This window comes from Pantoea sp. (genome assembly GCF_039594315.1).
Taxonomy (GTDB): Bacteria; Pseudomonadota; Gammaproteobacteria; order Enterobacterales; family Enterobacteriaceae; genus Pantoea.
In genome coordinates this window covers 52752-66564 of sequence record NZ_JBCNNP010000006.1, presented here as the reverse complement: position 1 = coordinate 66564, position 13813 = coordinate 52752, and the positions used below count along the sequence as shown (strand labels likewise).

Genomic DNA, 13813 nt, shown 5'->3' with positions numbered 1-13813 from the left:
GAGAAGACCATGTCCCTACCAAAAATTAAAACGGTTCGCGCTTACTTTGCTGGCGGTGCCACCGCCGATAAAGCGGCGGCAGGCGGCGATTATCACGATCAAGGTGCTAACCACTGGATTGACGATCATGTCGCCACGCCAATGAGCAAATACAAACAATACGAACAGTCACGCCAATCCTTTGGCATTAATGTGTTAGGTACGCTGATTGTGGAAGTGGAGGCCGATAACGGTCAAACCGGCTTCGCTATTACCACTGGCGGGGAAATGGGCTGCTTTATTGTCGAAAAACATCTGAATCGTTTTCTTGAAGGTCGCTGCGTTAGTGATATCAAACTGATTCACGACCAGATGATGAACGCCACCATGTACTACGCCGGTTCCGGCGGCTTGGTGATGAACACCATTTCGTGTGTTGATTTGGCGCTGTGGGATCTGTTCGGCAAAGTCACCGAGCTGCCGGTTTACAAGCTTTTGGGCGGCGCGGTGCGCGATGAATTGCAGTTTTATGCCACCGGCGCGCGGCCCGATCTGGCGCAGAAAATGGGCTTTATCGGCGGAAAAATGGCGGTGCAGTGGGGACCGCACGACGGCGATGAAGGTATCCGTAAAGAGGTGGCGCGCATCGCGCATTATCGCGAAACCTGCGGCCCGGATTTCTGGCTGATGCTGGATTGCTGGATGAGCCAGGACGTGAACTTTGCCACCAAACTGGCGCACGCTTGCTCACCGTATAACGTCAAATGGCTGGAAGAGTGCTTGCCGCCGCAGCAATTTGAAGGCTATGCACAACTGAAACGCCAGGCGCCGCAAGGCATGTTGATCACCAGCGGTGAGCACCACGGCACGCTGCAATCGTTCCGCACGCTGGCGGAAACCGGCATCGATATTTTGCAGCCGGATGTCGGCTGGTGCGGTGGCTTAACCACCTTGGTTGAGGTGGCGGCGCTGGCGAAATCGCGCGGCCAACTGGTGGTACCGCACGGATCGTCGGTGTATTCGCATCATGCGGTAATCACTTTCACCAACACGCCATTCAGCGAATTCCTGATGACCAGCCCGGATTGCAGCACGCTGCGTCCGCAATTTGATCCGCTGCTGATTGATGAGCCGGTGCCGGTTAATGGCCGTATGCACAAATCGGTGCTGGATAAGCCGGGCTTTGGCGTGGAATTGAATCGCGAAGGCTTGAAACGTCCTTATCAACACTAATCGCCTCGGCTGCGGCGTTGCGTCGCAGCCCATTATGAGGGCTGTTCCGATGAATACACTGGTGCTAAGCGCGGTGAAAAAGAACCGCGCACGTCTTATTCCCTTCATGTTGATGCTCTACGTGCTGGCGTTTCTCGACCGCGCCAACATTGGTTTTGCCAAAGAAGCCTATCAACTGGATACCGGCTTAAGTAATGAAGCCTATGCGCTGGGAGCCGGGATTTTCTTTGTGGTGTACGCGTTGCTGGGGGTGCCGGCTAATTTGCTGATGCGGCGTTTCGGTGCGCGCAGCTGGATTGGCGGCACCACATTATTGTGGGGTTTTCTCTCGGCGTCGATGGCGTTTGCCGACACCGAAGCCAAATTCCTGCTGGTGCGCACCTTGCTCGGCGCGGCTGAAGCGGGCTTCTTTCCGGGCATGATCTATCTGACCTCGCTGTGGTTCCCGCAACAGCAGCGCGCCAGCGTCATGGGATTGTTTTATATGGGCGCGCCGCTGGCGTTGACACTGGGTTCGCCACTTTCTGGCGCGTTGCTGGAAATGCACGGTGTGCTGGGACATCCCGGCTGGTTCTGGATGTTTATCATTGAAGGATTGTTGGCCGTTGCGGCGGGCGTTTTCACCTTTAGCTACATCGACGATACGCCAGCCAAAGCGCGTTTCCTCAGTCCAGAAGAGAAGCAGGCGCTGCAACGTCAGCTGGAAAGTGAAGAGCAGCAAAAACCTACCGCGCATTTGCGTGATGCACTGCGCAACAGTCGGGTTTGGCAGCTCGCCATCATCTACATGACCATTCAGATTGCGGTGTACGGCCTGATTTTCTTCCTGCCTTCACAAGTCGCGGCGCTGCTCGGCACCAAAGTGGGTTTTCTCGCTTCGATGGTGGCGGCGATTCCGTGGGTGGCTGCGCTGTTTGGCACCTGGCTGATTCCGCGCTATTCCGATCGCACGGGTGAGCGACGTCGGGTGGCAGCCTTCACCTTGCTGGCGGCGGCAGTGGGCATTGGCCTTTCCGGTTTAGTCGCGCCGCTGTTTGCCATCATCGCATTGAGCGTTGCCGCCGTAGGTTTTATTGCCGTGCAGCCGGTGTTCTGGACCATGCCGACGCAACTGCTTTCCGGCACTGCGCTGGCGGCGGGCATTGGCTTCGTCAATTTGTTTGGCGCTGTGGGCGGCTTCCTGGCGCCGCTGATTCGCGTTAATGCCGAGATGCAATTTAATAGCAGCAGCGCGGGATTACTGGCGTTGGCGCTGATCGCCGCCGTTGGCTCGCTGATTATTCTTAGCCTGAAAGTGGATCGCCCGCTGCCACAATCACAGCAGGCCAGCCACTAAACAAGGAGCATGTATGCAAGATCCGTTAAAAAATCCCTTCAAGGCCGGATTGGCACAAGGTGAAACGCAGATTGGTTTGTGGCTCAGCAGCACATCGTCGTATATGGCCGAGATTGCCGCCACCAGCGGCTACGACTGGTTGTTGATCGATGGTGAACATGCACCAAACACCGTGCAGGATCTCTATCACCAGTTGCAGGCGATTGCGCCGTATCGTAGCCAACCGGTGATTCGTCCGGTGGAGTATCAAACCGCGTTGATTAAGCAGGTGCTGGATATCGGCGCACGTACCTTGCTGGTGCCGATGATCGATACCGCCGAGCAGGCGCAAGCATTGGTGCAGGCGACGCGCTATCCCCCTTACGGCACGCGTGGTGTCGGTGCCGCCGTCGCGCGCGCGGCACGTTGGGGGCGGGTGGAAAATTACATGGCGCGCGCCAATGACGAGTTGTGTTTGCTGATTCAGGCCGAAAGCAAAACGGCAATTGATAATCTGGATGCATTGCTGGAAGTGGAAGGCGTGGATGGCATCTTTATCGGCCCGGCAGATCTGTCTGCCTCGCTGGGCTATCCCGATAATGCCGATCATCCTGAAGTGCAACGGATAATTGAGCAGAGTATTAAACGTATTCGCCGGGCAGGAAAAGCCGCTGGATTTTTGGCAGTGAATATTGCGATGGCAGAACGTGCAATTGCATGGGGTGCGAATTTTGTCGCGGTCGGCGTTGATACGATGCTCTACACCAGCGCACTGGATAATCGTTTAGCCCATTTCAAAAATACCGTGATGGGAAATAATAAGTCGAGTTACTAAATGCAAAAGCGGATGGGATGCCATCCGCTTTCAATTGATGAATGTGCCGTAATATTGACATAAGTCAGTGTCAAAAAAGAGTTTAAAAAGCGCTAATAAAATTCAATTAGAAATTAACGCATTACACAACTGAGACGTGGGTGAAATTTATCGTTACGCACCACCGGAGTGATAATTTCTTTATTGCGTTCTGTGGCATCAAATCCTACCTGACGACAAATACTGCAAGGGTCGTCACTTTCTCGCAGCGATTGCTGCACATCAGCCTCCAGCTGGCGCTTACGGCAAAACAGCGGCGTACAACCTAAAACATGTTTGAATGAGCGGGTAAAAGATTGCTGGCTTTCGAAATGGTATTTCACTGCCAGACTGATAATCGGAGCCTTGCTGTTTTTCAGGTCGGTAATGCAGTGCATCAATTTCTTTTTACGAATAAAACGTGCCAGTGTTTCATTGTGATAGCGAGCGAAAAGTTTCTGTAAATACCATTTTGAATAGCCAGACTTCAGTGCAATATCATCAATACTCAAACGTTGATCCAGATTAGCCATAATCCATTCAGTTACCGAATCAATAACCCCTTCGTTGTATTTTGTTTGTGTCATCTTAGTCCTCCTTAAACACAGCTAGAGTGTAATTTAATTAATCTTTCCAATCTGCAATTAATGTAAAGTTTTCTGATTATTCGGCATATTTATTATTTGTCATCAAGACCGGTCTCGTTTTTCGTGAATTTAAACGATTGCATGTTGTGATGATGTAATATATTCATCGTAATAACGGAAGTTATTATTAACTCAAATTTTTCATCGCTTTGCCGCGCTTAACAGTAAAAGGTGAATATTTTTCGCGGCACACACCATCAATACGTAAACGCTATTTACGTGCCAGACTGAAGGTTTTTCACCGTTGAGGAAGGGCGTTATGGAGTTTCGTTTCAAGCCAAAACAATCACTTGCCGTTATGCTGGCATCGCTGACGTTATGTACCAGCGCATCGGCCTTCGCCGCCAATGTCTATGGCGAGCAACTGGAAGGATTCAAATATCCGTATCCGTTGCAGCATTTCAACTTCGCTTCGCAGCAGCAAACGCTGAGCATGGGCTACATGGATGTCAAACCCACGCAGCAGGCCAATGGCCAAACTGTGGTGTTGATGCACGGCAAGAATTTCTGTGGTGCAACCTGGGATGACACCATTAAAGCGCTGGCGGCAAGCGGTTATCGCGTGATTGCGCCGGATCAGATTGGTTTTTGCAGTTCAACCAAACCCGCCAATTATCAATACACTTTCCAGCAGTTGGCGCAAAACACTCATCAATTATTGCAACAGCTGGGTGTAGAGAAAGCGGTGATTGTTGGGCACTCCACCGGCGGCATGCTGGCAACGCGCTATGCGCTGATGTATCCGCAGCAAACGCAGAAGCTAGTGTTGGTCAATCCGATCGGCCTGGAGGATTGGAAAGCCAAAGGCGCGCCGTGGCGTTCGGTCGATCAGTGGTATCAGCGTGAATTGAAGCTGGATGCGACAGGCATCAAGAAGTACGAGCAGAACACCTATTACAGCGGACAGTGGAAGCCGCAATATGACAAATGGGTCGATATGCTGGCGGGCTTGAATAGCGGGCCGGGGCACAAGAAAGTGGCGTGGAACTCGGCGTTAATCTACGACATGATTTTCACCCAGCCGGTATTTTATGAGTTCAAAGATCTCACCGTGCCAACCACTTTGATGATTGGCACCGCCGATACCACCGCGATTGGCAGTGATATCGCGCCGCCGGCAGTGAAAGCGCAGTTAGGTCATTACAATGTGCTGGGTAAGCAGGTGGCGCAGATGATTCCGGGCGCACGCTTGATTGAATTCCCCGGCATGGGACACGCGCCGCAAATGGAAGAGCCGCAGAAGTTTAATCAGACCTTAATCGACGATTTAGCTCGCAAATAAACAGAAGGTCGCCACTGATGGCGACCGATCAATCATGAACGTTGTTTTTTGCCGTTTTTCGCGGCGTACATGCGTTCGTCGCTGCCTTCCAGCAATTGCTCCAGCGATTGTGGATAGTCAGGATCAAACTCAACGATGCCCGACGAGAAGTGCAGCGAATAACGGCGATCCAGACTCTGCGTTTGCTGTTGCAGGAACTGATCAAAACGCGCCAGCACGCCTTCCGCATCCGATTGCTGCAAGCCATTGAACAGCACCACAAACTCATCGCCGCCCAAACGGGCAAAGATATCCGCGTGACGGAAACTCACCTTCATCGCATCGGCAAAATCCATCAATGCGCGATCGCCTTCGCGATGACCGAGTGTATCGTTGATGGCTTTAAAGCGATCAAGATCGAGGAAGGTTAAGCTGGCCGGTAATTGTTTTACCTGGCACTCATTCAGCGCTAATTGGCCGAGCGTCATAAAGCCGCGGCGGTTGGTGATTTGCGTCAGCTCGTCGGAGGTAGCGGTCTGAAACGCCACTAATTCGGCTTCTGCCATCGCCGCCAAATCGCGCAATGTATGGATATCGTCGGCATTAAACTGGCGTGCATGATGATCGATAATGCACAGCGTACCGATTTTGGCACCGGCCGGCGTGCGCAGCGGGCAACCGGCGTAGAAACGCACCGGGCTGTTTTCATTGCTGACCAGCGGGTTATCGTGGAATCGTTCATCATCAAGGGCGTTTTCCACCACCATCACATCATCTTGCAAAATAGCGTGGCCGCAAAATGAGGTATTGCGTGGGGCGGTTTGGGCAGCGTATCCCGCCGCAGATTTGAACCATTGATGGTCCTCTTCTAACAGGCTGACAAGCGCGACCGGCACGCCAAATAAACGACGGGCGAGGCGGGTTAAACGGTCAAAACGCTCTTCTGCAGGCGTGTGCAGAATGTTGAGCGCACGTAACTGGGCCAGACGATGTGACTCGTCCGCAGGCAGTGCAGGTGCTTTCATCGCGTTACTCTTATTAATTATGGAATGACGACAACACTGGTGTTTATGTGCCACAAAGGCAGAAAGCGCCTGGCAACGGCTGCGATAATCGTTGCCAAGCGTAACGAGGATCAGAGCACTTTTTGCTCGGCGAGATCAAGGGCAAAATAGCTGAAAATGAGATCCGCTCCAGCACGTTTAATTGCGCCAAGGCTTTCCAGAACCACATTTCGTTCGTCAATCGCACCGGCTTGGGCGGCGAATTTTATCATCGCGTATTCACCACTCACCTGGTACGCAGCCAGCGGCAGCGTAGTGCGCTCGCGGATATCACGCAGAATGTCGAGGTACGCGCCTGCTGGTTTTACCATTAGTGAATCCGCGCCTTCCGCTTCATCAATCAGCGACTCACGGATCGCTTCACGGCGGTTCATCGGATTCATCTGATAAGTTTTACGATCGCCTTTTAGCGCGGTTCCGGCCGCTTCACGGAACGGGCCGTAGAACGATGACGCGAACTTGGTGGAGTAAGACATGATCGCGGTATCGGTGAATCCGGCGGCATCCAGTGCCTGGCGAATGGCTTTAACCTGGCCATCCATCGCCGCAGACGGCGCGATAAAATCGGCACCGGCTTGCGCCGCGACCACAGCTTGCTTGCCGAGGTTAATCAACGTTTGGTCGTTATCCACGCCGTGATCGCACAACACGCCGCAATGGCCGTGGCTGGTGTATTCGCAGAAACAGGTATCGGACATGACAATCATTTCCGGCACGGTGTCTTTGCAGATGCGCGACATACGCGCCACCAGGCCGTTTTCATTCCACGCATCGCTGCCGGTGGCATCGGTGTGGTGGGAAATACCGAAGGTCATGACTGAGCGGATGCCAGCTTTGGCGATACGTTCGATCTCATACGCCAAACGTTTCTCAGGAATGCGCACCACGCCCGGCATGGCATTGATTGGCACGTAATCATCCACGCCTTCTTCAACGAAGATGGGCAGCGCCAGATCGTTGATGCTGAGGTTGGATTCCTGGAACATTGCGCGCATCGACGCGCTTTTGCGCAGTCTTCTTGGACGCTGGATAAGATTAAATTCAGACATGCTCTACAACTTATGCAGGTTAAAAAAGTGGCAGTAGTTTACCCCTTTTCGCGGCATAGGATGAAGGATTGTGTGCGGAAACGAAAACTCCCGCCGGGCGGCGGGAGTGGGGAAGATTACTCGTTGATGTCCGGATGCTGCTGCACCAGGTTTTTACGTTTCGCCTCTAGCTTGGCGATCTCGTCATCGATGTCTTCGATTTTCTGCTCAATGTTATCGTGATGTTCCTGCAGGATTTCACGCGCTTCATCCAGATCCGAAGCCGCTGGCGTCGCACCACGTAACGGCTTGTTGGCGGTCTCTTTCATGTAGATACCGGTAATCAAACCAATCACTGCCACTACCATCAGATAGTAAGCCGGCATATACAGATTGTTAGTCGCTTCAACCAGATACGCGGCGAGCGTAGGCGTTAAACCGGCAATCAGCACTGAGATGTTAAAGGCACTGGCCAGCGCACTGTAACGGATATGCGTTGGGAACATCGCTGGCAGCGAGGAAGCCATCACACCGGTAAAGGCGTTCAAAATCACCGCCATCAGCAGCAGGCCAGCAAAAATCAGCCCTAACACGCCACTATTGATCAGCATGAACGACGGGATCGAGAAGACAAACAGCGCAATCGAACCAATGATGATAAATGGACGACGGCCAAAGCGGTCACTCAGCATACCCATCACTGGCTGCACAAACAGCATACCCATCATGATGGCGATGATGATCAACACACCGTGATCTTCCGAGTAGTGCAGGTTATGCGACAGGTAACTCGGCATGTAGGTCAGCAGCATGTAGTAGGTGACGTTGGTGGCAATCACCAGACCGATACAGGCCAGCAGGCTTTTCCAGTGCTTAGTGGCGATCTCTTTGAACGACACTTTCGGGCCGTCGCGCAGACCTTCACGGTCGCCTTGTTCCAGTTTCTCCACGTGCTGCTGGAATGCTGGCGTCTCTTCCAATGCATGACGCAGATACAAACCAATAATACCCAGCGGCAGTGCGATAAAGAATGGGATACGCCAGCCCCATTCGAGGAACTTCGCTTCGCCGATAACGGTGGAAATTAACACCACCACGCCCGCGCCGAGCACGAAACCGGCGATGGAGCCGAAGTCGAGCCAGCTGCCCATGAAGCCGCGCTTACGGTCTGGCGAGTATTCAGCAACAAAGATCGATGCACCGGTGTATTCACCGCCAACCGAGAAGCCCTGCGCCATTTTTGCCAGCAACAGTAAAATCGGTGCCCAAATACCGATCGAGGCATAAGAGGGTATCAAGCCGATACAGAAGGTACTGATCGACATGATGACAATGGTGATAGAGAGGATTTTTTGACGACCGTATTTGTCGCCCAACATACCGAAGAACAAGCCACCTAACGGACGAATCAGGAACGGAACCGAGAATGTACCCAGTGCCGCAATCATCTGCACACTTGGCGAAGCATCGGGGAAGAACACTTTACCCAGTGCGTAAGCCACAAAGCCATAAACACCAAAATCAAACCATTCCATCGCATTGCCCAGTGAAGCTGCGGTGATGGCTTTACGTAAACGGGCATCGTCGATAATTGTGACGTCATCCAGCCCGATAGGTTTTACACGCTTCCTACGTAGTTTCATGAAGTTACCCTGTATTGGAATTTCGAAAAATCCTCAACGCTGCGGACTCGATAACGCGAACAGTCCGCGGCGTTGAGAAAATTAAAGCATAGCGTTAAAAAGCAATTCCCCCCGGCCCGCCACAGCAATTATTAGGGAGGTAATGATTGCATCCCGCGACAGAGTATACCGATTTTGTGTGATATTTGTCATGTTTCCGCCATTAACTGTCTATTTTTTAGCTAAAGCTGTGGCTGCAAGCGACTCAAAACGCATCAATAAAAACAGCCGATTCTCATAACATTTATCAGTAACAGTGCGCTGTAGGGCGAAACTCCATATACTTGCGCCAGTTAAATATTTGTTAATTAGGATTCGCATGGCGCGATTCGTTTTATTTGCCAAAAGCCTCTGTTTTGATGCCGACCAGCAGAAGTTTTATCCGGTAAATTACCCTGCACAATTTGTAGCGCTCAATGCACTACAGAGTGCTGTGCTGCGCCGAGTGCTCACTGCTCAGGGAAAGTTGGTGCGCAATCAGGCATTACACCTGCTGTTTCAACGTGAAATTTCTGAGATTCCGTTTGCCGATCGCTTAACCAGCACTATTTCCGACATTAATCGTTTAGCACTCTCCGCAGGTGCGTTAAGCGTGTTGATTCATCAGGTTCCACTGATTGGTTGTGTACTGGCTGAGCAAGTGGATGTTGAAACCTGCAACGATGTTGAGCCAACGGTGGCTACGAATGTGGAACCCGAAGTCAGTGCTTCAACCTTCTCGCACGCCTCTTCTGCCGAAACGAAGGCTACGGTGGTGAAAAAGAGATCCTGGTGGTTACGTGGCGTGCTTGCGGCGGTTCTATTGCTGAATATTGGCGCGGCATGGTTAGTAAGCAGTGAATTTACGCCGGTTAAACATCAAGGTACCCATTACAGCTTTCTACGTCAGGAAGGGCAGACCCAGGTTTTCATGGCTGAGGGTTTATCAGCTAATTCGTTCGTTGTATTAGACGCATTGCGACGTTTCCGTACATTGAAACCGCATATGAAAGATGGCTCAATACCGCCGTTAATGTATATCAATCGAACCCGCACCCGCGTATTTACCAGTACGTTCCTTTGCGCTCAGCCATTCCTGCAACGGCAAAATGATTGCATGGCGTGGATGGTATCTCAGCAGGAATCACCTAATGAATAAGTTGTGGTGGGCATTGGCGTTCATGATTGCGTTTATGACGCCTTGGGCATGGGTGCTGCTGGTGCGACCTGCCGAGCCGGTACCGGAATGGTGCTTCGTTCCCTACCAAATTGAGAATGAGAGCCAACCCGCAGGCATCATTGATGCCACGGTGCGCAATCATTTTAAAAATGGTGGCGTTGGCAGTTCAATATTGATGGGCACCGTGACCTTTAATAATGCGCATTACCAGGTACACCGGGTTTCTGATATGACTTGGTATCGTCAAGGTGATTTCATGCTGATAAATACCCATAAAGTGGAAATCATGCCCAATGACACCTTGCCTGCGAAGCTGGCGCAGCAAATTCTTTTCACTTCATCACGTGAAGAAAAAAATGATTATTATCAGATGTATCGACTGTCGAATGGTGATCAAATAATCAATTATTCTGGCATGCCGCGACTTTATTGCCATCAATGATTGTTGCGCAAATAAATAAGAAAAACTTACCATTAAACGAGGCGGTAAGCTGCGCTTGCCAGCTGTATGACATTCAGTAATACTCTGCCGCCTTGCTGAGGTGGAGTATGCATGTCGAGGAAAAACGCGCCGTTTTTTGAGAATCCGTGGCTGTCGATGATTGACAGTGTAGAAAGGAATCTTATCAATCTTGTGCCTGATGCTCGGCGTGCTGCTGCCGTTGCGGTCGAGTCCGTTGCCTGGATTAACTGCGGTGAACGCGCGGATGCGCAACTGGCGCTGCTAGCACAACAACCCGATGAACTCATGCAGCGCCTGAAAAGTTGGCGCCAGGCCGGATTGCTCACCAGCCAGGCGTTAGACAGTTTTCGTCAGTTGCAACGTTTAGCGGAAACCAGCATCGCGCGCAATCAACCCATCACCCAACTTGATGAATATCAGCGATTAATGGGGCAATTAACGCCAACGCTGGAACGCATCACCCAGCGGATGAATGCCCAGCGCGATCAGCCTGCCAGCGGCGTAGCGGAAGACAGCGTCGAAGTGGCGCTGCGCATCGCTGAAAAGCGCCGTGCCGAACGATCAGAGCAGTGAGCGCAGCGGCGCACCCGTCAACCATCCCTGAATATCTTCCACCGCCTGCGTGAAGTAGGTGCGGTAATTGGTATCTGCCACATAGCCAAGATGCGGCGTCGCCAGCACGTTAGGTAACTGACGCAGTGGATGATCGGCGGGCAGCGGCTCCTGTTCAAACACGTCTAAACCGGCTCCGGCTAATTGTCCTGATTGCAAGGCGGCAATCATCGCCGATTGGTCGACAATCCCCGCGCGAGAAGTGTTAATCAGCAGTGCGCCGGGTTTCATCTGCGTCAGCGCGGTGGTATCAATCAAATGGCGCGTACGCTCGCTCAGTACCAAATGAATCGACAACACATCGCTGATGTTCAGCAATGCGTTGAGCGTCGGCATATGTTCAACGCCGCAGGCCACCGCACGTTCAACGCTGAGATTCTGGCTCCACGCGCAAACACGCATGCCAAACGCCTGTGCCACTTTGGCCATTTCACCGCCAATTTTACCCAATCCCAGCAATCCCAACGTTTTGCCCTGCAAACTCATGCCCAAACTGTGCTGCCACGGTCCGTTGCTGCGCAGTGCCTGATTCTCCGGCACGATATGGCGCGCTAAACCCAGCAATAATCCCCAGCTCAGTTCCATCGGTGCCGCGCTGCCGCTGGCGGTGCCGCATACCGCAATGTAGCGCTCGGCGCAGGCATGCAAATCAATTGAGGCATTGCGCATGCCGGAGGTCACCACCATTTTTAGATTCGGCAGGCGGCCAATCAGTTCGGCGCTGAGCGGCGTGCGTTCGCGCATCACCACCAGAATGTCGGCATGGGCGATGTGTTTGACCAGTTGATCCTGATCGGCGAAATGTTCAGTGAGGGAAGTGGTGTGGACCAGCGGTTCGAGCGACGCCCAATCGGCAAGCGACAGGGCGACGTTCTGATAATCATCAAGAATGATGCAATTCAGGCTCATGAGGTTCCTCAACGAGAAGCGGTTGCTGCCCCTGCTCGCTAAGCCAGGTCTGCAACTGGTCATTATCCATCGGACGGGCATAATAATAGCCCTGAATGAAGATCACGCCACGCTGGCGCAGATATTCAAATTGCAGCGCGGTTTCCACGCCTTCGCCCAATACATCCAGCTTCAGCTTGTGGCTAAGGTTGATGATCGCATCCAGCACTGGCGTTTCAATCTCTAACCCTTCAATCGCGTTGATAAAGCCACGGTCGATTTTCAGGTAATCCAGCGGGAAGGTCAGCAGATAGGTGAGCGAACAGTGGCCGGTGCCGAAATCATCAATCGCCACTTTCATGCCTTGCGCCTGCAAATGACGCAGCTTGCTGGCTACCATTTCGCCATCATCAATCAGGCTGCGCTCGGTCAGCTCCAGCGTGATGCTCATTTGCTTGCCTTTAATGCGTGCCGCGAACTGCTCAATATCCGGCACAAAGTCGGCATGTTGCAGATGTTCCGCCGCCAGATTCAAGCCGATATGGAAGCCCGGCTGCACTTGCCAGCTTTGAATATCTTCAGCCATCAGCTCCAGCAAATGCTGAGTTAACGGCACGATCATGCCTTCGGCTTCGGCCGCGCTGATAAAGATATCCGGGCGGATCATTTCACCATTCGGTCGTGTCCAGCGCAGCAAGGCTTCGGCGCCGGCACAAGCTTGCAATTCGGTACTGTAAACCGGCTGATAATGCACCGAGAACTGACGATTACGAATGGCGCGCGCAATTTCATCGTGCCAGGAAATGCGGCGACGCAACCAATTCGCCGTGAGCACCATCAACAGAATCGAGAAAATCGCCGCCATCGGCAGGAAGATAAACAGCGCCTGACGCCACGCTTTGAGCAACTCAGAAGAGGGAACAGTGACGTCAACGCTAATCGGATAGCGGCTGGATTGCGCTTTATAAGATTCACTTTTCATATACAGCTTGGGGCGCATATCGTCCGGGCCGCTGGCGATCACCGCGCCGCCGCTGAATTGCAGGCTCATGCGATAACCGCGCGATCCGCCAATCGCGTTCATGAAGTCCATCAAATATTGGCCATCAATCACCGCCCAAAAACCGCTGGTATCTGGCAATTGGCGCACAAAAACCACCGCCGGACGGTTCGGTACGCCGTAGGTGCCGCGCACCGAAATGCTCCACCAGGCTTTGCCGGTGATGGGTGGTGGCTGCATCATCATTTGGCTTAAGGTGCCGTGCGTCAGGCCAAATGCCGAAGAGCAGTTAATGTCTTCGCCTTTCAGCAGGCCAATCGAGCGGAAATAGGGATTAAGCGTACCGGCGCGTTGTAGCTGGTCCTCAATCTGCGCGCACGGCTGATAATGATATTGGCGCAGCTGGGTGATCATATCCCAGGCGTTATCACTCATCTTTTCCGCTTGCGTCAGCAAGGTATTGGCGGTGGAAATCTGCTGTTGGCTCACCGTGTGGCGCGCCTCAATAGCCGTACAAAGGATGCCGAGTACCAGCGGCAATAAGCCAGCACAGACAATTAAGAGCCAGCCAAAATCATGATTACGTTTTTTTAGTGGCACCAGACAATCCTCGGTCGGTTAGAGCCGCA

General features: G+C 52.5%; 13 protein-coding genes. 7 read left to right on the top strand and 6 right to left on the bottom strand.

Annotated elements, in window-relative coordinates; all coding sequences use genetic code 11:
- Window positions 1-9 precede the first annotated feature (9 nt).
- The 3 genes from rhmD to yfaU are packed head-to-tail and all read left to right on the top strand — an operon-like array spanning window position 10 to window position 3362.
- A complete protein-coding gene (gene rhmD / locus ABDW13_RS06410) occupies window positions 10-1212 on the top strand; it encodes an L-rhamnonate dehydratase (RefSeq protein ID WP_343551641.1) in 1203 nt (400 codons plus the stop codon).
- A 49-nt stretch (window positions 1213-1261) separates the two neighbouring features.
- A complete protein-coding gene (locus ABDW13_RS06405) occupies window positions 1262-2548 on the top strand; it encodes an MFS transporter (protein ID WP_343551640.1) in 1287 nt (428 codons plus the stop codon).
- A 13-nt stretch (window positions 2549-2561) separates the two neighbouring features.
- A complete protein-coding gene (gene yfaU, locus ABDW13_RS06400) occupies window positions 2562-3362 on the top strand; it encodes a 2-keto-3-deoxy-L-rhamnonate aldolase (protein ID WP_343551639.1) in 801 nt (266 codons plus the stop codon).
- A gap of 113 nt (window positions 3363-3475) precedes the next feature.
- Here the strand turns inward: yfaU and ABDW13_RS06395 are convergent, their stop codons facing one another.
- A complete protein-coding gene (locus ABDW13_RS06395; protein ID WP_343551638.1) occupies window positions 3476-3967 on the bottom strand; it encodes a helix-turn-helix domain-containing protein in 492 nt (163 codons plus the stop codon).
- A 319-nt stretch (window positions 3968-4286) separates the two neighbouring features.
- Here ABDW13_RS06395 and ABDW13_RS06390 point away from each other — a divergent pair, with 319 nt between their 5' ends.
- Entirely contained in the window at window positions 4287-5309 is a 1023-nt protein-coding gene (locus ABDW13_RS06390) for an alpha/beta hydrolase (protein WP_343551636.1), read from the top strand.
- 32 nt (window positions 5310-5341) lie between these two features.
- Here the strand turns inward: ABDW13_RS06390 and ABDW13_RS06385 are convergent, their stop codons facing one another.
- The 3 genes from ABDW13_RS06385 to proP form a co-directional block, all read right to left on the bottom strand.
- Window positions 5342-6313 (bottom strand): sensor domain-containing diguanylate cyclase, encoded by a 972-nt coding sequence (locus ABDW13_RS06385; RefSeq protein ID WP_343551635.1) that lies wholly within the window; start codon window positions 6311-6313, stop codon window positions 5342-5344.
- Window positions 6314-6423: 110 nt separating this feature from the next.
- The gene (hemB, locus tag ABDW13_RS06380) at window positions 6424-7401 is read right to left on the bottom strand and encodes a porphobilinogen synthase (protein ID WP_343551634.1); all 978 of its coding nucleotides are present in this window, start codon (window positions 7399-7401) and stop codon (window positions 6424-6426) included.
- A 116-nt stretch (window positions 7402-7517) separates the two neighbouring features.
- Window positions 7518-9023, bottom strand: coding sequence for a glycine betaine/L-proline transporter ProP (gene proP / locus ABDW13_RS06375; protein ID WP_343551633.1), 1506 nt, complete (start codon window positions 9021-9023; stop codon window positions 7518-7520).
- 358 nt (window positions 9024-9381) lie between these two features.
- Between proP and ABDW13_RS06370 the strand changes: the two genes are divergently transcribed.
- From ABDW13_RS06370 to ABDW13_RS06360, 3 genes are all read left to right on the top strand, one after another.
- Window positions 9382-10200 carry a hypothetical protein gene (locus tag ABDW13_RS06370; RefSeq protein WP_343551632.1) on the top strand — a complete coding sequence of 273 codons (819 nt, stop codon included), beginning with the start codon at window positions 9382-9384 and terminating at the stop codon, window positions 10198-10200.
- A complete protein-coding gene (locus tag ABDW13_RS06365; RefSeq protein ID WP_343551631.1) occupies window positions 10193-10663 on the top strand; it encodes a hypothetical protein in 471 nt (156 codons plus the stop codon). The genes ABDW13_RS06370 and ABDW13_RS06365 overlap by 8 nt, the downstream gene beginning before the upstream one ends.
- 111 nt (window positions 10664-10774) lie before the next feature.
- Window positions 10775-11257, top strand: coding sequence for a hypothetical protein (locus tag ABDW13_RS06360; RefSeq protein ID WP_343551630.1), 483 nt, complete (start codon window positions 10775-10777; stop codon window positions 11255-11257).
- Here ABDW13_RS06360 and ABDW13_RS06355 read toward each other — a convergent pair.
- Window positions 11246-12205: a D-2-hydroxyacid dehydrogenase family protein gene (locus tag ABDW13_RS06355; protein ID WP_343551629.1), complete on the bottom strand. Its 960-nt coding sequence runs from the start codon at window positions 12203-12205 to the stop codon at window positions 11246-11248. The two genes, ABDW13_RS06360 and ABDW13_RS06355, sit on opposite strands and share 12 nt — an antisense overlap.
- Entirely contained in the window at window positions 12180-13784 is a 1605-nt protein-coding gene (locus ABDW13_RS06350) for an EAL domain-containing protein (RefSeq protein WP_343551628.1), read from the bottom strand. Before ABDW13_RS06350 ends, ABDW13_RS06355 begins: the two co-directional genes overlap by 26 nt.
- Window positions 13785-13813: the final 29 nt, after the last annotated feature.